General features: G+C 44.2%; 11 protein-coding genes. 9 read left to right on the forward strand and 2 right to left on the reverse strand.

Annotation, left to right across the window (positions count from 1 at the left end):
* The first annotated feature begins 9 nt into the window (after positions 1-9).
* From INQ51_RS16215 to INQ51_RS16225, 3 genes are read left to right on the forward strand one after another with little or no spacing between them, the layout of a single operon-like run.
* Entirely contained in the window at positions 10-609 is a 600-nt protein-coding gene (locus tag INQ51_RS16215) for a V-type ATP synthase subunit D (protein ID WP_233378998.1), read from the forward strand.
* On the forward strand, positions 606-2,414 hold the full coding sequence (locus INQ51_RS16220; RefSeq protein WP_233378999.1) for a V-type ATP synthase subunit I: 1,809 nt from the start codon (positions 606-608) through the stop codon (positions 2,412-2,414). Before INQ51_RS16215 ends, INQ51_RS16220 begins: the two co-directional genes overlap by 4 nt.
* 17 nt (positions 2,415-2,431) lie before the next feature.
* Complete coding sequence (locus INQ51_RS16225; RefSeq protein ID WP_119439601.1) at positions 2,432-2,887, forward strand: V-type ATP synthase subunit K; 456 nt, start codon at positions 2,432-2,434, stop codon at positions 2,885-2,887.
* 504 nt (positions 2,888-3,391) lie between these two features.
* Here the strand turns inward: INQ51_RS16225 and INQ51_RS16230 are convergent.
* Entirely contained in the window at positions 3,392-4,042 is a 651-nt protein-coding gene (locus tag INQ51_RS16230; protein WP_233379000.1) for a response regulator transcription factor, read from the reverse strand.
* Positions 4,035-5,315, reverse strand: a complete 1,281-nt coding sequence (locus INQ51_RS16235) for a sensor histidine kinase (RefSeq protein WP_233379001.1) — start codon at positions 5,313-5,315, stop codon at positions 4,035-4,037. The genes INQ51_RS16230 and INQ51_RS16235 overlap by 8 nt, the downstream gene beginning before the upstream one ends.
* An 819-nt stretch (positions 5,316-6,134) precedes the next feature.
* Here INQ51_RS16235 and INQ51_RS16240 point away from each other — a divergent pair.
* From INQ51_RS16240 to INQ51_RS16265, 6 genes are all read left to right on the forward strand, one after another.
* On the forward strand, positions 6,135-9,260 hold the full coding sequence (locus tag INQ51_RS16240) for an FISUMP domain-containing protein (protein WP_233379002.1): 3,126 nt from the start codon (positions 6,135-6,137) through the stop codon (positions 9,258-9,260).
* A gap of 211 nt (positions 9,261-9,471) precedes the next feature.
* Positions 9,472-10,407, forward strand: a complete 936-nt coding sequence (locus INQ51_RS16245) for a DUF5106 domain-containing protein (RefSeq protein ID WP_233379003.1) — start codon at positions 9,472-9,474, stop codon at positions 10,405-10,407.
* 195 nt (positions 10,408-10,602) lie between these two features.
* Positions 10,603-13,779: a SusC/RagA family TonB-linked outer membrane protein gene (locus INQ51_RS16250; protein WP_233379004.1), complete on the forward strand. Its 3,177-nt coding sequence runs from the start codon at positions 10,603-10,605 to the stop codon at positions 13,777-13,779.
* A 64-nt stretch (positions 13,780-13,843) separates the two neighbouring features.
* Positions 13,844-15,811 carry a RagB/SusD family nutrient uptake outer membrane protein gene (locus INQ51_RS16255; protein ID WP_233379005.1) on the forward strand — a complete coding sequence of 656 codons (1,968 nt, stop codon included), beginning with the start codon at positions 13,844-13,846 and terminating at the stop codon, positions 15,809-15,811.
* Between the two features lie 31 nt (positions 15,812-15,842).
* Positions 15,843-17,045 (forward strand): Ig-like domain-containing protein, encoded by a 1,203-nt coding sequence (locus INQ51_RS16260; protein ID WP_233379006.1) that lies wholly within the window; start codon positions 15,843-15,845, stop codon positions 17,043-17,045.
* Between the two features lie 262 nt (positions 17,046-17,307).
* Entirely contained in the window at positions 17,308-21,390 is a 4,083-nt protein-coding gene (locus INQ51_RS16265) for a hybrid sensor histidine kinase/response regulator transcription factor (RefSeq protein WP_233379007.1), read from the forward strand.
* Positions 21,391-21,498: the final 108 nt, after the last annotated feature.

The raw sequence follows: 21,498 nt of genomic DNA on the forward strand, positions 1-21,498 counted from the left end.
CGGCGGGGAATGAATATTGACATAAAATACAATAAAACAGCTTTACGCGATTTTCAGAATAAAATGAAAGTACGCAAGAATGCACTTCCGACTCTTAAAAACAAGGAAGCTGCCTTGCGTGCGATGGTTTTCGAAACCCGCGACCAGCTTCAGAAAGCCGAAGCCGAATACCGGGCCGTTACACAGCAAATTGCTCCCTGGAAAGAGATGTGGAACGAGTTTGATCCGCGGCTTCTGGAGATAAAGGAAGTGAAAACGACGGTGAGCAAGGTGGCGGGCATTCAGATCCCAGTATTTGAAAAAATGGAGGTGGAAGTAGTGGATTTTGCTACAACTGCTTATCCCGATTGGTTTGCCGACGGGGTGGAAGCCATGAAACGTTTGCTGGAAGCCAACATTAAATACAAGCTGCTGAAAAAGCGGCTGGATTTGCTGGAATATGCGCGAAAAAAAGCTACACAAAAAGTAAACCTGTACGAAAAAGTACAGATTCCTTCACTGGAATCGGCCATCAGGCAAATAAAACGTTACCTCGAAGACGAGGATAACCTGTCGAAGGCCGGACAGAAGTTACTGAAATCTAAAATTCAAAGAAAGGCGGTATCATGATTGTTCCGATGTTAAAATATACATTCGCGGTGCAAGGAAAGGAGTATGCAGCTTTTCTTGATAATCTGCAGGAATGGGGTATTGTTCACGTAATTGAGAAGGAGGCCGGGGAAACCGGTACGCGTGAACAGGAGGAAGTGGACAAGGAAATTCACCGGCTTGAAAAAACGTTGAAAATTCTTGATCGTTTTAGAGATGAGGAGATGACAGCTTCGGCTACCTCAAACCTTAGCTCGGAAGAAGCAGTGACGCGAACGGATGAAAGGCTAAAAAAACGCGATGCCGCAAAAGTGGCTTTGGAACAAGCAAAAGCTACACTGGCACAAGCAGGCGAGTGGGGCATTTATTCTTCCGACTTGTTGCAAAAGCTGGAACAGGAAGGAATCAGCATTCACTTTTATTCCATTCCTAAAAAGAAATTCAAAAAGGAGTGGCTGGAGAAATATGCGGTAAGCCTGGTTGCTGACACCGGTCACCAGGTGAAGTTTGCCTGCATTAACCACGACGAAGTTACTTTTGAAGGGGCTACCGCAGAGAAATTGCCCGAAAGAGATCTTTCCGTTCTGGAGAATGATGTGGCAAAATACGAGGCCGAAGTGCAAAAGCAGGAAACTGCATTGAGCATTTTGGCCCACGAAAACACGGATAAGCTTCAGGAACAGCTAAGCGGATTTGTGAATCGGCACACATGGCTGGATGTTTGGAACAACAAAACTTTGTCGGTGGGCGAGGGGATTGTTCGGATACTGGAAGGCTGGGTGCCCAAAGACCGCTCAGAACAACTGAATAAGTATTTGGAAGAACACGGTATTCTTTACCTGGTTTCAAAAAAATCGGCTGAAGAGCAACCTCCGATAGAGTTGAAAAATAGCCGCTTTGGAAAACTGTTTGAGCCCATTTCCAAATTGTTTGCTTTGCCGGCTTACCAGGAACTGGACCTCACCATTTATTTTGCACCGTTTTTTATGCTGTTCTTCGGCTTTTGCCTGGGTGATGCGGGTTACGGACTGGTGTTGCTGCTGGGCTCCACCATTTACGGGAAATTTGCATCCGATTCGGTAAAACCGTTTTTGCCGCTGGGGCAGTTGTTTGGGGCTTCAACGCTGGTTATGGGACTTATTTTCGGTACTTTCTTCGGAATAGAACTGGCAAAAGTACCGCAGTTGGAACAGGTGAAATCACTGTTTTTGGATAGTTCTCAAGTATTTTCATTGTCGCTGGTAATTGGGGCGGTTCAGATAATTTTTGGCATTGTTTTGCGCATCGTCAACCAGCTTCGGCAGGAACATCCGCAACTGGCCATCGGAACCATCGGCTGGCTGCTGCTTTTTGCCACAGCCGGTTTGTTCGAGTTTGTGTGGAAAGACGCAGAAAAAAGTACGCTGATGGAAATCGCTCCGTCGGTTTTGTACGGACTTTCGCTAGTGATGATTGTTTTCTTTTCAGGAACCGGGCCTGTTTTTATGCGCGCCATGGGCGGAATTTGGGAAATCTACAATACCGTTACCAGTATTTTTGGCGACTTGCTGTCGTACATCCGTTTGTTTGCGCTGGGAATTGCAAGCTCCATTCTGGGGCTGGTTATTAACCAGATGGCCATTTCGTTTGGCAGCGCTCCGTACATCGGGCCGGTAATTTTTGTGCTGATCATTGTGATCGGGCATACCGCCAATCTTGCCATTTCATCGTTGGGAGCCTTTGTACACCCTATGCGACTAACGTTTGTGGAGTTCTACAAAAATGCCGGATTTCAGGGGACCGGGAAACCCTATCAGCCATTTTCGAAACGAGTAAATAACAATTAAAACAAATATCAATTATTATGGATTTAGCTTATATTTTAGTTTATGTTGGCCTGGCGTTAATGGTTTTGCTTTCAGGAATCGGAAGTGCCATTGGCGTGTCGAAAGGCGGTAATGCCACCATTGGCGCATTGAAAAAACGCGAAGAAGCGTTTGGTAGCTACATGTTACTGAGCGCCCTTCCGGGTACGCAGGGACTTTACGGCTTTGCCGGATTTTTCGTACTCAATTTAAAACTTTCAACATTAACAGAAGTTACCATGTTGCACGGAGCAGCGTTCCTGGGAGCCGGTCTGGCACTTGGTTTTGTGGCCTTGTTTTCGGCCATTCAGCAGGGAAAAATCACCGCCAATGGAATTGACGGGATTGGCGCCGGTTACAATGTTTTTGGTAAAACCATGATTTTGGCCGTATTCCCGGAATTGTATGCAATTGTTGCATTTGCCGTTACCTTCCTGATCAGTACATCCATCTGATAGGAAAGCCTAAGAATAGCGGGATTTGAATTTTGCGCATCCGAAAGCTTCCTTTTTCAGCAGGGGCTTTTTCGGATGCGTTTTTATTTCCCGAAATCCATCAACTTAGCTTGGATGCGGGAGAGTTTTCCGCTCTTTGGATCCATGGGGTGAGATTTCTGGGGCGAAAGAAACAGTCCATCTGCTTCGAGTATGTGATCGCATACGTTGGCCTCGGGCGGTGAGCCGAAAAACAAGTGAAGTCGGCGTTAAAAGAGTTCGGTTGTTTGAGAAGGTACGACGAGTTCCGAACTCTTAGTTGGCAACACGTAGTTTTTTCAAGCGAAGCGGACGCAGCCAGGGCTTTTCTGTTTACTCTTTGTGCCAAAACAAAGAGTAAAATCCGGCTGATAAGCCAAAGTTTTACAAAGGTAAATGCATCTTATTTTTCTGAAGAACCTGCTCCCGCAAGTCGGTTAGACCAGAAATTTGATTGAGCAGTACCGTCTGGTAAATGATATAGCTTTAGAAATCAATCAACTCGTTTTTAAAAGCATAGATCACAAGATTGACCGTGTTTTGGGTGTTGGTTTTCTGGAAGAGAATGCTTTTGTGTTTCTCGATGGTTTTCACGCTAACAAAGGTCGATTCAGCAATTTGTTCGTTGCTTAGTCCTTTGCAAATAAGCCGCAGTATTTCGGTTTCGCGCGGGGTGAAGTTGTGTTTGTTGGAAATCTTTTTTTGCGTGCGAAGCCGCTTAATGTTCGATAAGATCATTCCTACAATTTCTTCCGAAAAATAGTTTCCACCGTAAAAAACCCGGTTAATTGCCTTGTCAAATTCATCCAGCTCCGAGTTTTTGAGCATATAACCTTCTACGCCGGCAGTTATCATTTGCTCAATGTATTCTTCTTCCAGGAAAGTAGTGAGTATAATTATTTTTAGATCAGGATAACGTTTTAGTGCCAGCTTGGTAGCTTCCAATCCATTGATCTTGGGCATGTTGATGTCCATGAAAACAATGTCGGGCTTTTTGTTCTCCAGCAAGTCAAGAAACTCGGCACCGTCAGAAGCCTCTCCGATAAGTTCCACATTGGGAAAGCGGGAAAGCAAAAGTTTTAGCCCGTCACGGAATATTTTATGGTCGTCAACAATTATCAGGGAAATCTTACTCATTTTCGTTTACTGTTTTACTTGGTTTTTTGGTAAACTGCCTGGTTACCCTAAATCGCAGTTGCATGCTTACGCCTTTGCCGGGGGCTGTTTTTAACTGGCAGCTTCCTCCCAGCGATTCTATCCTGTTTTCAATGCTCTTCAGCCCTATTTTGTTTTTCTCGTTGTTTTGCCCCGTTGTCATGTCGAAGCCAACACCGTCGTCGGTGTAATTTAAAATTACCGTATTTTTTGAACTCATTAAAGTCATTCTAACCACCGAAGCCTGCGAATGTTTCAGCGCGTTGTTGGTTAGTTCGCTAAACACACGAAACATGATCAACTCGGTGTTGGGCGACAATTCCAGATTAAAGTGTTGGGCATCAAATTCAAACTGGCTTTTTCCCAGGTCATTCATGCTTTCGCAAATACGCTGAACCGATTCAACCAAACCGTATTTTTTGAGGAAAAGAGGCTCCAGGTTGTTAATGGCCATCTTTACCCGTTGCAACGAAATATCAGACAATTGACGAAGGTTTTTTATCTGCGACGACACATCTTTCCCTTCTTTTACCTCCGCTTCCAGAATTTTCAGGTAGAGATTAATCGAGGAGAGAATCGCTCCCAGGTCGTCGTGTAAATCGGCGGCAATCCGGTTACGTTCTTTTTGTTCGGTCTCCACTGTTTTTTCCACCAGTTTTATTTCGGTTATTTTCAGGCGGTTCAGAAGCTTCGAGATAAAGAAAAGACTCACCAGCAAAGCTGCAAAGGCACCCAGTTTAAACAGGAAGGATATGAATTTGAAATCACTGTTTTCGCTGGAAAGGTATTTCTGGAGACCCGTTTCAAACTCTTTAAAGCGCAGGTTGTAAGCCGCAAACATTTTGTTCAGTTCGTGCTGGCTTTCTATGTTTTGAATATTTTCCCGCTTATTAAAAAACGATTCTATCTCGTGCAGGTTATCCTGCATCGAAGGGACCTGGCTGATAAAACCTTCGGGAGATTCCGGATCTACTTCCGAAGCTTCTTTGCCAATGTATTGGATGATGGAGTCGAAATTCTGCTCCATTATTTTTAGGTGTTCAATAAGCAACGGAACCGAGAGCGTATCACCTGTTAGCAGGAAGCTCTCATGGAATTTTTGCGAAAGAAAAAATTCTGTTTTTGTGCGTCCGGCCAGGTCGATAATGATAGTGTGCTTTTTTTCAAGCGACACCCCCCGCGAAAAGGTAAACAGAATTGCCAGCAGGGAAAAAACTCCCCATACAGTAAGGATAATATTTACATTTCGCTTCATTCTACCAGAATTTCGTTTAGCAAGCCGGAAGTTCGCTAAATTATTTTTTTAACAGCAAACTTTACCAAGAGTTTTTCTAAAATGAAGGGACAAAATGGTAAAAATGATGTTAAATCAGTGAGACTCTGATTTCAGGAGCGAAAGTGAACTGAAATTATGAAGTCGAACTGATCCCGATGGCGGTGCATCGGGATCTAATGGGTTCTATTCTCCGCACTTTGGGCGAATAAAATAATGATTTTCCGACGTGATACCTCGTCAGCTTGCTGCAAGGAGTTTCATTGCGATAACAGATTTATCCCGTTCAGGTTGCATTGTTGGAAACGCTAATTGGATTTGGAAAGTATCGAACTTTTTGCTTGAAGATTATGATGCTGTACTGAAGTTTATGAGCGCTGAAATACAAAAAAGAAAGCTAAAATGTATCAGAATTGGCTAGTGAGTTAAATTGGAGAAGAAAGAGAAAACTAAATCTTCACTATACTGAAGAGGATATCTGATTCTTCAATATCGATCTTGGGCGCTCGGTAATTTTTGGAGAAGTGGTTTTTATGTGAATTGGGTATGGAAATAAAGATGCAATAAAGAAACAAGTTAAAAATAAAGGGAGAAAAGAGAAGGAAATACGCTCAACGTAATTTTGTTTTGCTAAGGATACCTCGTGTATTCATCAACATTTTCCAAACAGTATTTACGATTGTTCAATAAGTATAGCACTTCTGTCGTTTTGGATAAAATGATGACTTAAAAGAGTAATCTCATTTTCTGTTTAGCCGCTTATTTTGTTTGCTGCAGCATCAAAATTAAACTCAATAGATTATGAAAAATATTGCTTACTACCTTCTTTTATTCCTTTTGACGATATGGCTTCCTGCCAAGCCACAAATTCCAACGGTATTAACTGATAATGATTTTTCGACAAAAGACGGAGTTGTAACCGATTCTCGTAACGGAAAAACCTACGCCTACAAAAAGTATGGTGATGTGCATTGGTTTATGCAAAACCTGAACTGGGATGGTTACAACGGCAGCGATGAGCAAACCAAAAACAGCGTTGGAGTGACTGGCCCTTCGGCAGTTAGTAATGACGAGGGACAAAAATACGGAAGGTATTATTCTACGGAAGAAACAAAAGAAAACATTTGCCCCGAAGGCTGGACCATTCCGGCCAAAAGCGATTGGGCTGATTTGATAGATGCAATCAGCAAAGAATATGAACTGCCCGACCTGAAAGCCAACAATACCAACTACTGGCTGTTCTGGAAAGCAGCTTATTATATGCGGGGAGGAACAACAGAAGGTGAGAATGCGCTTTGGAAATTTGGCACAAAAGCAGAAGCAGCAAACCAAGTTCAATTCAACCTGTTACCGTCAGGATGGCTTAATGCCGCCGGTACTGATTTCAACACTGGCACCAACAAAGGATTGGGATATTCTACCCTAATGCACATGCAAGGCGCGCAGTTTTACTGGACCGGCACTACAGAAACGGGCAACGACAGCCATGAAAACCTGCGACATACCCAGACCGAAAAATACGGGAATGTGCGTTGTATTAAATATGCAGGGTTTCCCGATGTTGAGATAAAAACACCTTATCCCACAACTATCGAACTAAAACAAATTAACAGCGCCGAAAAAGAACGCATACGTTTGGCCCAGGGGCAAAAGAAATACGATGGACAGCCCACCGGTTTTTATTTGTATCCGGGCAAAAAGCTGGTGCTGGATGTAGAAGAGCTTATCCCGTCAGCAGACGGATATCCTGTGGTTACCATCGGTACTCTTGGGCTGATAAACAATACCCGCACCGAAGTTCGTTTAACCCCCGGGTTAAACACCATCGAAGGTTCAGCGCACCAGGGCGGTTTGATCTATTTGAGCTATACCACAAGCAAAAAAGAATTTGACCCCGTTGGTAAGGTAAAGGTTACTTTTACCGGCGAAAGCGAACAAGTGCGCGCTCCCCGCTATGTATTCGGGGTTACCGGCGAGGATGAGTTTGCCTCCATGCTTGGGAAATACCAAACTCCGGATGTTGTTTTCCATTCTGATTATGCCCTGGTGGGAGCAACCCGTTCAAACGCTATTGCGATTTCGATGAAAGAAGACAAGAAAAAGTGGATGGAAACGATCCATACTTTACTCGAAAAAGAAGATGAAATAAGTGGCCTGGACAACGAAGATGAAAACCCGGTACACCACCGTTTAAAAGCCGGCGAGGTTCGTTACCTGTTTACCGAAAATGCAAGCTCAAGTCCCCACGCAAGTTCTGCCGGTTACACGGGCTATCCGGCATCGAGCGTTGGCAGGTACCTTACTTACACCGGAATATGGGATCGTTCGTGGATGATGGGACATGAAGTAGGACATCAGCATCAGCAACCGGCGTATCAGATCAATAAATCTACGGAATCAACGGTTAATATTTACTCCTATTTTGTAGAGCGGTACATTCAGCACCAAAAAGGAAACCTTTCGTACAACAGAACTACGGCCGAAAGATGGCAACAGGCGCAGAGTACTTACCTGAGTTTGCCGCTTGAAGAAAGGGTATATGATATGGACGATAGTAGTTTGGAAACGATTACCGGATTTAACCGCGACGAACTGCGTTTTATGCCCTGGGAACAACTGTTCCTTATTTTTGGCGACGATTTTTACAAGAAACTGCACCGGGTAACGCGCGAGGAAGGAACAGTTGGTGGTTCGGAAAACGAAAGACGCCGTTACCTGATATGGAAAGCGTCAAAAATAAGCGGTTACGACCTTCGCGAATTCTTTAACCAATGGGGAATCAGGCTGACCTCCGACTACGACAAAGGCATACTGAATACAAAAACGGAGGAAGCCGTAAAAGCCGGTAAAATGGTTGAATTGCCACATCCGGTAAGTGAAATAATCAAAGTAACGGGGCAGGATTTGCCCGAGTGGTGTCCACTGCCTTTGATTGGCGAAGCAACACCTGATGACGATTTGGCGCAAAGCGAAGTAGACTGGGTGCAGGCCAGAAAAAAATACTGCGATTATTCGACTTCAACCGGAACGATTACCGATACACGCGACGGAAAAACATATTCCTATAAAAAATACGGAGCGCTCGACTGGTTTACCGAAAACCTGAATTATGCCGACGAACGTTTCAATAACCCTTCTGACCCCAACATGCCCAAATACGTACTCAGTGTTTATCCTGAAGCCGAAAAAGATCCGGCCGGCGAAGTTTTCGGGAGAATGTACGTTACTTATGCCATGAGTGAACTGGCAAACAGCTGGTGCCCCGAAGGCTGGCGAGCAGCCACTAGCCAGGATTGGTCGGATTTGTACGAGGCCGTAAAAGAGGAATATAATTTATCTGAAGACCAGGTCGGTTCGTGTATGGTCTGCGGTGGCGATCAGGATACCGAAACTGACGGGCTTTGGTGGAAAGGAGCCTTAGGCTCGAAAGGAACCAACGAGTTGAAAAAGCAGGTAGGGTTTAATATATTGCCGGCAGGAGTTTACAACACTACTACTTCGGCTTACGATCAGGGAGATGAGAAAGGAAATAAAGCCAGTTTCTTTGATCCTTCGTCGGTGTGGTACCACCAGGTATTTAGCGCTTCGTCGTTGTCGATGGTTCGAAAAAACCGCAATTCACGTCATTATGGTTCCATTCGTTGTGTTCGCGAAGCTGGCGACGTGACCTCTTCTTCGGAGATTAAAACAGGGGCAAACCTGAAGGTGTATCCAAATCCGGTACGTGTAGGTCAGGCTTTTTATGTCGAAAACAGCTCCTTGCCTGAGAATACTACGATTGGGGTTTACAGCCTTACCGGGCAAAAGATCCAGAAAAAACCAGCCCGGCAATTCAAAGAACAATTGAGTATTGCAACTTCCGGCGTTTACATCATAAAATACGAGTCAGAAAATCAATCAATGCAAACGAAAATTATGGTGCGTTAAACCATAAATGATAAAGTAAGCTGAGAAAACAGCCAGAAAAAGTGATGAGTTAAGACCTCGTCCTTTGGAGGCTGTTTTTATATTTTATCGAAATTTAGAGGTGAATTTTAAAAGCAGAAAAAGAAATCAGTATGTAAGGGGTGCTGTGTTCAGTGCGCTTGTTGAGAGGTCGTAAAAGTAAATGTATTTGAAAATTGCCGATTATATTGAGATGAAAAATCGTACTATCCGTTTGCTACTTGTGGCCTGTTATTTTCTAATTGGAATTTTTGGCAGTGTAAAAACTGTTTCTGCTCAGCAGGAGAAACAGTTTCCCAAAATTAGCATTCCGGAGATTATTCCACAAAATGATAAAATAAACTACCTCGCAGCGCACTATTGGGATAATTTCAATTTTCAGGACACCGCTTTTCTTGCACACCCAGCGGTGTTGAGCAAGGCACTTGCCAGCTATTTACAGGTATTGTCTATGGCAAACAGTGAGATTTCCGATGCATCGTGGCATCACTTTCTTGAAAGAATACAAGCCAGCCGGCCCATGTTCAGCTACTTTTCCGCAGGCTTGAAAAGCTACCTGTATCACCCTGATTCTCCTTTTCGAAACGAAGATTATTATTTGGCGGTGCTGAATACTCTCATTGCTTCGCCCAAAACCAGCTGGTCAGAGAAGGAAAGGGCGAAACGCGAAAAACAGTCTTTGCTCAAAAACAAGGTGGGGACCTTGGCTGCCGATGTGGTTTACACACTCGCCTCCGGTAAAACCGGCCGTATATCTGATAGTCTAACCCCATATACGCTCTTACTTTTTTATAACCCGGGGTGCCATGCCTGCGAAGAAACCCTCGCATTTCTGAAACAATCGCAGGTTATAAATAGTGCTTTGTCTGAAAAAGAACTAACACTTATTGCCATCTATCCCGATGAAGATGTAAGTACCTGGAGAAATTACTGTGCAAATATACGTGCATCGTGGATTAACGGCTACGACAAAAATACCCGGATACTGAAAGAAGAGCTTTTCGATCTGCGTGCCATCCCATCACTTTATCTTCTGGATGCGAACAAAACGGTGTTGCTAAAAGATGCACCGGCTTCCGTTATAGAAGTCTTTCTGAACAATCACAAATTTCTAAACATCGGTTATTAAAATCGCGACCCCCAAAGCCTCTAAAATATCTCTCCATGTCGCAATGTGTTGCAAACCTGTGCTTTGAGAGGCAAGGTGTGAGTACATGAGTAAGGAGAGTAAAACAAATCACAATTTGAGTAAATCGAAAAAATGCCCCTGAACTAATATTGCAGCAATCATATGCATTATTAATTTACTAAACATTGTTATGACATGAAAAAACCTAACGAGATCTTTTTGGAGAAGTTCTTAACTCCAAAACAGACGTCTGCTATTCTATTCTTTTTATTGGTTTCGCTGACGCTGTTTTCGCAGGCTCAGGGAGTAAGTGGTTTGGTGAAAGACAAAAACAACGAACCGCTTATCGGAGCTAACGTGATTATCCAGGGGACAACCATCGGAACGGTAACCAATATCGATGGCAAGTTTTCGCTGGAGCAGGTTGCTTCTGACGCAACACTTGAATTTTCGTTGATTGGCTACCTAAAACAAACTGTAGAGGTAAATGGAAGAACTTCCATCACAGTTACGCTTGAAGATGATGTACAAAACATCGAAGAAGTGGTAGTGGTGGGTTTTGGTACCCAGAAGAAAGTAAACGTAACCGGTGCTGTGAGCAGTGTTACCGCCGAAACTTTCGAGAACAAACCGGTTGCCAACATTGGCCAGGCGCTGCAAGGGGTTGTACCTAACCTGAATGTGAACATCAGCAATGGTTCTCCCAATGCAACTCCTTCGTTTAACATCAGGGGAGGAACATCCATGACTTACAGTGATGGAAAATATGTGGTAACCTCAGGCTCTCCGCTTATTCTGGTGGATGGTATTGAGATGACAGCTTCGCTGCTCAATCAGATGAATCCCAACGATATTGAAAGCATGAGTGTTATTAAGGATGCTTCGGCTGCTGCCATTTATGGTACAAAAGCTACGTTTGGGGTGATTCTGATTACCACCAAAACCGGTAAATTTAACCAGGACGGAAAAATCAACTACAGCTACGATATTTCCTGGGACACTCCGTCGGCGATGCCCGACATTCTTGATTCGTACACCATTCAAAAAGCAGGAATGGACAAAACGGTATGGACAGGCGGTTCGGTTGGCGATGCCGATTTGAAAAAACTGGAAGCCATGCAAAAGTACCTTGACAATCCAATCCCCGAAAATGCTTATTACATGGACGGGAATTCGATTATATGGGTGGGGAATATGAATCCCTACAAAACCGTTGTCAGGAATTGGACACCCACTAAAAAACACAACCTGAGTTTTACCGATGGTACCGACAGGATTTCTTACTACGTGTCACTCGGATACCAGAACCAGGAAGGAATGTACAGCATTAATACCGATGAATATAAGCGCTACAATGCAAGTGCACGTGTGAATGCAAAAATTAAAAAGTGGTTTAATGTTGAAGCAAAATTCAATTACAATAAAACCAGCTACGATGCTCCTTACCTGGTTGGTGGCAAAGGAAACCTGTGGGGGGCGATGCGCAACGAAACAGGCAAAAATATAAACATGCCGATAAAGACCGGGCCAAACGATCCTATTCCCGGAGCTTATACCGATAATATTCTGGCCTGGTTGACCTACGGTGCCAAAACCAGTTCTATTTCTACGTCAACATCGCTAGCTATTTCGCCCGAGATCATTGTGATCCCGAAAACCTTGAAATTAAAAGCTGATTTATCGTACCTGCCACAAACTTCTGTATACAATCGTCATAGTCCGCAACACGAATACATTACCATCAGCTGGACAAATCCGGTTTCTGAACAATCAGAGGCTCAGGACAACAGGGCCCGTTTAACGAGAAGTTCAGTTGACACTTACCTGTTAAATACTTACGCTGATTTTAACAAGACATTTGCAGGGGTTCACAATGTTTCGGTAATCGCTGGTTTTAGCCAGGAAAGTGTTACTTACGGATCATTGACCGGTAACATGAGAGGCTTGTTCTCTCCCGACATTCAAAATCCGGATGCAGCCGAAGACATTACACTTCATACGCTTGAAACCGGGGCTCAGAAACGTACAGGCCGTGCGGTTTTTGGCCGTGTTAGTTATAACTATAAAGAGCGCTACCTGGTGGAAATGAATGGCCGCTACGATGGTAGCTCGCGTTTTACGCCTAACGAGCGTTATTTCTTCTTCCCTTCTTTCTCTCTGGGATGGCGTATTACCGAGGAAGCTTTTATGGCCGGTACCAAGAACTGGCTTACCAACCTGAAAGTAAGAGCTTCGTGGGGTAAGTTAGGTAGCCAGCCGGGCAGTTACTATCCTTACCAGGCAACGATGGACTCGGGCAGTGCAGGCATGATCATCGATGGCGTGTACGTATCAACGGTTAATGCTCCGGGGCTGGTAGCTCCAACCTTAACATGGGAAAAAGCTGCTACAACCAACTTTGGTCTCGATGCCGGATTTATTGACAACAAACTGAATATGAACCTGGATATTTTTGAGCGCAAAACCACAGATATCCTGACCAATGGTAACGTAGCTTATCCTTCGGTACTTGGTGCCAGTGCGCCACTCGAAAACTCGGGAGCCATTAAAGCCTACGGATGGGAATTGGCTCTTAAATGGAACGAACAGCTGAAAAACGGCCTGCGCTACGGAGTAGAACTGTCGGTATACGATTCCAGAACGAAAGTGGAACACTATGCAGCCAATCCGAGTATGAACATCAGCTACCTGTACGACGGAGCCTACACAGGTGCGATCTGGGGCTATACAACAGGTGGTATTTTACAGGAAGAAGACCTGGTAAAAAAAGAATCGGGAACCGGCTATATTTTTAACGGCCCTTACCACACCGGAAACCTTTATCCCGGGTACACCTGGTACCGCGATATTAACGGCGATGGTAAGATCAGCGGAGGAAATTCAACGGTTGAAGATTCAGGTGACCTTAGCATCATTGGGAACAGTACTCCACGTTACCGCTACAGTGCAACAGGTAATGTTGCCTACAAGGGACTTGATTTCAGCGTATTCTTTCAGGGTGTAGCTAAACGCGATATCTGGACCGGAAGTTCAGCTTACTGGGGCGGTGGCGCCGGTTCGCAATGGATGTACGACCGTTCGTGGACACCCGAACGCACCGATGCCAAATTCCCGATGTACACCTCAGGAGTGAGCACACAAACTGCCTACTTGCTTAACGGCGCTTATTTGCGGTTAAAACAAGTGATGCTGGGATACACTTTGCCACAGGAATTAACCAAGAAAGTAGGTGTTGACAGGTTACGTTTCCACGTTGCCGGTTACAACCTGTTTGAGATTACAGATATCCCGGGTGTTTTTGATCCCGATCAGATCTCCGATGCTTATCCGGCCAAAAGAACGGTATCATTTGGAGTACAGGTGGGCTTCTAACAGGGTTAAATTGAATAACAAATTATATCGGATTCAATTTTCGAATTATTAATAACAAAAAAAGATGAAGAATCTAAAATATTATATAGTTGCACTTTGCCTGGCGGGTGGAATTCTGTTTAGCTCGTGTAACGACGATTTTCTGCAACAAGATCCAATTCAGGAACTGGCCGAAGGTTCTTTCCTGAAAAATGAGGGCGATTTACCCTTGTTTTTAAACCAGGTGTACGACGATTATATTGTTGGCCATCAGAATGGCTGGGCGTACAGCCGCGTAGCTCCTTTTTACGATGTACAGGGAAGCCCGATTATTTACAAAGATTTGTTTTCGGACAATATGGTAAAAACAGGGAATACAAGCAGCCGTTTAAATGAATCGTACATTGTTCCGCAAAGCGGTGCAAACGAAGGATGGAGCTGGTCGAGCCTGAGAAAGATCAACTATTTTCTGCGTAACTACCGGATGGCGGAAAGCTCGGTAACCAGCCCCGACGAATTAAACAAATGGGCTGCCGAAGCATACTTTTTCAAGGCCTGGGATTATTATGAAAAAGTGGTAATTTTTGGCGAAGTTCCGTGGTATGTTACCGATTTGAATGTGGATTCGGAAGAATTGTACGCTCCGCGTACTCCCCGTGCAGAATTGATGGACTCCGTGCTTTGGAGCATTAACTATGCCGTGGACAATATCAAAGAGGGAGGAAATCCTGACGGCCGTATCAACCGCGACATGGCTAACTTTCTGAAAGCCCGGATTTGTCTTTTTGAAGGAACGTTCCGTAAATACCATACGGAGTTGGGCCTTGAATCGAGTGCCAATAAATTTCTGCAGGAATGTGTTACTGCCTGCGAGGAGATCATTGCCAGCGGGCACTACGAGTTGTACAACGCCGGTACCGATCCGTATTGGAAAATGTTCAGTTTCCAAAAGACCCCAGGTGCCGATGGAAACAGAGAAGCCATTTTGGCACGTGTTTACGACGGTGACAAACTGGGCCACGCTACGCAACGTTATTTCGACCAAAACAACGGTGGTGCCGGAGGACGTTACAGCAAAGGTGCCACAAGAGGTTTAATTGACGAATACCTGTGTATTGACGGACGTCCGATTTATACCGGAGGCTCAGAAGGTAATTATGTGAAAAACCCGCACTTCCTGGGATATGACGGCTTGTGGGCCGAGCTGGAAAACAGGGATCCGCGTTTGCGTCAAACCGTAGCGCGCCCGGGTGAATTTCAAACCATTTCTCCGGCAGGTGCCGGCGACATGAATGTTGAAAAATACGGTGTCAACTATCCGGCAATTGCCTACAACTATGCCCGCGCAAACGGCTCAACCGTAACCGGTTATTTGTTCTGCAAACACTGGGTGTGCGATTTCGATGAATACAATGCCGTAACCAACGGTACACAAACTGCCGTAATGTTCCGCTACGGCGAAGTATTACTGATGCTGGCCGAAGCAAAAGCCGAGCTGGGTACATTTACCCAGGAAGATGCCGACAGAACCATCAATAAATTGAGAGAAAGAGCCGGTTTTGATTTCAATACATACCCCAATTCAAAACTCAATGTTTCGAATTTGCCGGATGACCCACGTCTGGATAGAATTTATGCCGAAAAACTGGATTACCCGGTGTCGCCGCTTATTCGCGAAATCCGCAGGGAGCGAAGAGTGGAAATGGTACTTGAAGGACAGCGTTACGAAGATTTAATGCGTTGGAAAGCCGGAAAATTATTGACGGTTCCACTCAGAGGTATGAAGTTTACTTCTGAAAAACAAGCGATGTACGACGGGTCGCACGAGGCTGCTACCACACCTGCCACCTGGACAGCCAAAAAAGCGACCATTGGCAAAGAAGTGTGGGTTGATGGAGACGGATTCCTGATTGCTTATCCGCGCGACTCAAGGATTACCGATGGCACATTGCCCTGGAGTGACAAACGTTACTACTGGCCGATTCCGTTCGATCAGCTTACCTTGAACAAGAACCTGACACAATCGCCCGGTTGGGAAGATATTGAGAGATAAATAACCAAAACATTAGGATATACGAAATAATATGAAAGCAATACATTATCAAAAACTAACTATTCTGCTGTTGGCTTTCGGACTGTCTTTCTCGTCGTGTACGGAAGACGATGAAATAAAGGTAGCCGCGGTAACCTTGCTACAGGCTGAATACGTGGACAACAATATGCAGATTTCGTTGAAAGACAACGAGACCTTACAACTGACCCCTTTTATTATGCCTCAGAATGCTTCTGATAAGAAAGTTGTTTACTCCAATAAAAATACGGAGATACTGACTATCAGTGCCGAAGGACTATTGACGCCAAAAGCTATTGGAACAGATACCATTATGGTACAAGCCACTGACGGTTCGGGTGTTCAGACTTCGTACCGGGTTAACATTACCGACCACATGGTAAAAGCCACCGGTATTTCTGTTTCTGCTGAAGCCAGTAATGTTGAGTTGAAAATTGGCGGAGCCACTTTTAACCTGGCTGATCACATTACGATCACGCCTGCCGATACATGGGACAAATCGGTGACTTATATGTCGTCAAACACCAACGTGGTTACAGTAAGTCCTGAAGGTATTATTACTCCGGTGGGAGTGGGGAATGCCACGGTAACGGTAACAACTGCTGACGGCAGTAATATTTCGCGCAATTGCAATATTACCGTACTCAACCTGGTAAAACGTGAAATTGATATTGAACGCACCGGATGGACAGTGGCAACTTCAGTAAGCTATTACGACGGAAATGATTATGTGACAGACGGTACTACAGGAAAACCGGAAGACATACTGGACTTAAATCAGGCTACTTTCCTGTCGATGGTTAAACCGGGGAAAAAGTACGGTGACTATGATGGAACTACCTACACCGAAGTTTATTTTACAGTTGATTTGCAATCGGCTCAAAACTTCGATTATGTAATCTGGCAGCACCGCACCACCAATACGTTGGCATTCCTGCGCCCCTATACGTTTACTATCTCCGGTAGTAACGATGCCTCGTCGTGGACAGTATTAAAAGAGAATGTTGAAATCCCCAATACGGGCGCGAACGCACAAAACGGAAAAGATGAAAACGTTTACCACATTCCGCTGATCGATTTGCCGGAAACACTAACGGAAGCACCGGCAGGTTTCAATTACCGCTATGTGAAAGTAGAGCTTACCTCGTGGAATACAGGGAGCGGAAGTACCATGCAAATTGCTGAATTTGGATTGGGGAAAATAATTGTTGAATAATTCTAACTCACTTTTTAAAAATGCCCGGGAGTTTTCCCGGGCAATTTTTTTATTCATTGGCTCGAAACAGCAGCTGTCCAAAATCGGAATTTATGAGTTTTGACAGCCGCTAAAACTGTATGAATCCTACTTTTGCAAACTGTTTATATTCTAAAACTCGGAAAAACAAATACAGGACGATAAGGAAGCAGAGGGGACGTTAAGCCTGCCTGCCGTTGAAAACGGATGTTCTCCGCTGCTGCGAAATACCAAATGTTCCTTGTTGAAACAACTCGATAATACCATGATCCGGAAATATCTACTCATTATTCTTTTGGGCTTTCTGAATGCCTTAGTGATTCAGGCAAAGGTTGACTATCGTTTTCGGACGATGTCGCCCGAAGGAGGATTTTATTACGATGGCGTCAAATCCATTCAGCAGGATAAAGATGGTTTTATGTGGATACTGATGGAAAACGAGCTTTACCGGTTTGATGGCTACGAATACAAACGTTATTACGGGAAGTTTGCTCAAACCGATAAAACCAAAGAGTGGGAGTTCTACGATATCGACGTGGATGCTTCGGGAAACCTGTTTGTAACTACCAACAACGGTTTGTATTTGTACAAGCGCCCGTCGGATACCTTTCACCTTGAGCGGAAAGGAAATATAACAAAAGCAAAAGTAGACAACCGGAACAACATCTGGATCAGAAGCGACAATAGCTGGAGCATTTTAAACCTCAATGACAGAAGCCTTAAGACTCCTTTGTACGATGGTAAAAAGATACCCTACATTGGCACTGTTTTTTGCCCCTATAACGACGACTTGTACGTTTCCAGTAATTACGGACGCATTTACAGGTACAACTATAGTTCCGGTGATTTTTCGCAGTGTATGACCATGCCCGATAGCGACGGGTTTGTTTTGGACGCAAAAGCATACAAAGGAAAATTATGGGTACTTGTTAAACCCTATGGTTTATACCGGATTGATTTGGCCACTTTTACCGTGGAAGACCACATTGATATTTACAAAAAACTGGATGTGAAAATGATCCGCGCTTTTCACGTCGATAAAACAGGAATGCTGTGGTTTGGAGCCTTGAACGGGATGTATGTGATGAATCCGGAGGACAAGGAATTCCGTCATTTCCAACATTCAAGAACCGATAAATTCAGCCTCCCCAATAACTCGGTATGGAGCATTTACGAAGATTTCAATAAAAACATCTGGATAGGAACTTATGCCGGGCAGGTGTGTTACGTAAACCTCGACGAAAAAAATCCTTTCAAATCATATGCTCCCCAACCTGGAAAACTGAATCATATTCCGGTAAGTGCTTTTACTTCCGACGATCGCTTTTTATGGATTGCAACTGAAGGTGGAGGAATAAACAGGATGGAGAAAAGCAGTGGGAAATTTACTTACTTTTCTCACCAAAATGCAGAAAACAGCTTGTCGCACAACAATGTTAAGTCGATGGCAATCGATAAAAACCGGAATTTGTGGATTGGTATGTATTCCGGTGGATTGGATAAATACAACCTCGACAACGGGCATTTCAAACATTTCAGGGCAAAAGATAAAAACGGGTTAACCTCGGATAACATACGGAAACTGGTACTGGAAAGTGATTCCGGTTTGTGGATCAATTACCAGCTCCGAAAGCAGGTGATTTCTTACCTGTCGTTTCATGATGAAAGCATAACTCACTTTGCATTTGGCGATGAAAACAGCGGGCACTACATTTTTGATATGCTGAGAGAAGGTGAAAACCAATTGTGGATGATCAGCAGTAACCGAATTTTTCTCTTTAATGTAAAAAAACGCGAAGTAAAGGAAATTGCTCCTCCTGATTCTTCTTTTATGAACTTCCGTACTTTTTGTCTCGATGATTCCGGGAACCTGTGGATTGGTACGCTAAGCAACGGGCTTTTAAAATACGATCCCCGGTCTGAGACATTCTCCGTTTTTAACGACATGGAGAAATACGGCATCTTCTCGGTTTTTAATATCTGTTACGACAACGAGGGAAGCCTTTGGCTGGGAACCGACAACGGTTTGATTCGCTACGATATTTCAGGGCAGACCTATTACCGCTACGATAAGCACGATGGAGTGCAGGGAGATGTTTACTATCCGCTGGCAGCAATGAAAGGTACAGACGGAAACCTGTATTTTGGCGGTACAAATGGCTTTACCATTGTCGATCCCCAGGCCATTACTTTAAACCAGAATCCGCCACAGGTAATCATCTCCGATTTTTTAGTCGATCATACCTTTTCTGAATTGGACCGAAATTCGGAAAACAGCGATAAAACTCCGGTGGTTACCTTAAACTACAATCAAACCAATTTCAGTTTCCGGTTTTCTTCCGATAATTACCTGATACCCGAAAAAACACGTTTTAAATACCGCCTGTATGGCTACGATGACCGCTGGATTGAAGTGGATGCCTCAAACCGGGCGGCAATGTATGCAAAAGTTCCCCCGGGTTCTTATTATTTCGAGGTTGTAGCAGCCAACAACGACGGGATATGGAACGATACTCCCGAGCGGATAAAAGTGATACGAAAAGCTGCACCCTGGTTCAGCTGGCCGGCCTATGTTCTGTATAGCATCCTGTTCCTGATGGTAGTGGGACTTATCGTAAAATACATTTCAGATAAGAAAAAACTGAAAATGCAGCTTTACCTTGAAAATGTAGAAAAGCAAAAAAATAAGGAGATCTACGAGGCGCAACTCCGTTTTTTTACCAATATCTCGCACGACTTTAAAACCCCGCTGTCGCTGATAATAGCTGCACTTGACAAACTAAGGCGGGAAGGCTTAAAAGAGTATTACTACCGCATTTTAAACGGCAACGCACAACGCTTGCTGAACCTGGTAAACGAACTCATGGATTTCCGCACCGTAGAAAGCGGCAAAATGAAGCTCGAACTTCAGACGCTCGACCCGAATAAATTGGTGGAGGAAGTAGCTTCGGGTTTCACCGATTATGCCCAACAAAGAAACATCGACTTTAAAATTACCGGCAACCCTCATTTGCCGGTCCCTGTATGGATCGACAAAAATATTCTTGAAAAAATCATCATGAACCTGCTGAATAACGGGTTCAAATCGACCCGCGATAACGGGCATATTTCTTTAGAAATACACAGCGGTGAAGCGCCTTTTGTTTCGCCTTATCCAAACAGCTACAAGGTAAATCACCGGGAATTGCCGATAAGGGTATTTCACCTCGTTTTCCGCGACACCGGAATTGGTATTTCAAAAGAAATGCTCTCCAAGGTATTCGAGAGGTTCTATAAAATAAATGCCCAAAACTTCGATTCTCAGCTGGGAACGGGAATTGGCCTGGCTCTCGTTAAAAGCCTGGTTGCATTGCACCGGGGAGAAATCACTATTTACAGTGAACCGGATAAAGGAACCGACATTGTTATTTCGCTTCCGGTGGATAAATCGATATACCCGAATGATTGTTTTTTACCCACCAGCGAAATGCCCGGTGAAGAGGATCCGGAAGAAAACGACAGCGAATCAGTAAGTGATTTGCTGGAAGAAGACATAAAGCAGGGAATGCAGGAAGACCGGAGGCGTATTCTTCTGGTGGAAGACAACGAAGACCTGCGAAATATGATTGCCGACTACCTGGCAAGTGATTTTGAAATGCTGGAAGCCGGGGATGGGGTAGAAGCCTCCGGAATACTGGCTTCGAAAATGATCGATCTGGTGATCAGCGATATTATGATGCCCCGTAAAGACGGAGTAACACTAAGCCGCGAGATAAAGGAAAATGTGGAAACTTCTCATATTCCCGTGGTATTGCTTACCGCAAAAACCGGACTCGAGAGCAAAATAGAAGGCGTAGATTCGGGAGCTGATCTTTACTTTGAAAAACCGGTGGATTTTGAATTGCTGAAAATCAGTATTCAAAACATATTTAAACAACGCCAGCACCTAAAAGAGTTTTATGCCCGCAACTTTTTTGCCGACAGTGCCGAATTATCTTCCAACGAGCGGGATAATAAGTTTCTCAGCGACTTTGTGAGCATTATTGATGAGCACATCGACGAATCGGGTCTTGACGTTAACTTTATTGCCTCGGAATTATCGATGAGCAGGAGTAAACTGTACCGGAAAATCAAAACAATGACCGACAAATCGATCGTCGAGTTTATTCTGAATTACAGGTTGCGCAAAGCTGCCCGGATAATAATTGAGGAAGATTTAAGCATGCGGCAGGTTATGGAAAAAGTTGGGATCGAAAGTCAGCCATATTTTACCAATGCTTTCAAAAAAGAGTTTGGGCAAACGCCGACTGCTTTTGCACAAAAACACAAACCTCATACATCCGGATGATCGGTTTACCTTTCGGCTGTTTATGCCTGAAAAGAGCTTGCAGACAGGAATGTGCATCAAAATGATAAAAGAAATAGTCAAAAGAGTAATAGCCACATGGGGGCCAAA

The sequence above is a fragment of the Maribellus sp. CM-23 genome (assembly GCF_021354595.1).
GTDB lineage: Bacteria > Bacteroidota > Bacteroidia > Bacteroidales > Prolixibacteraceae > Draconibacterium.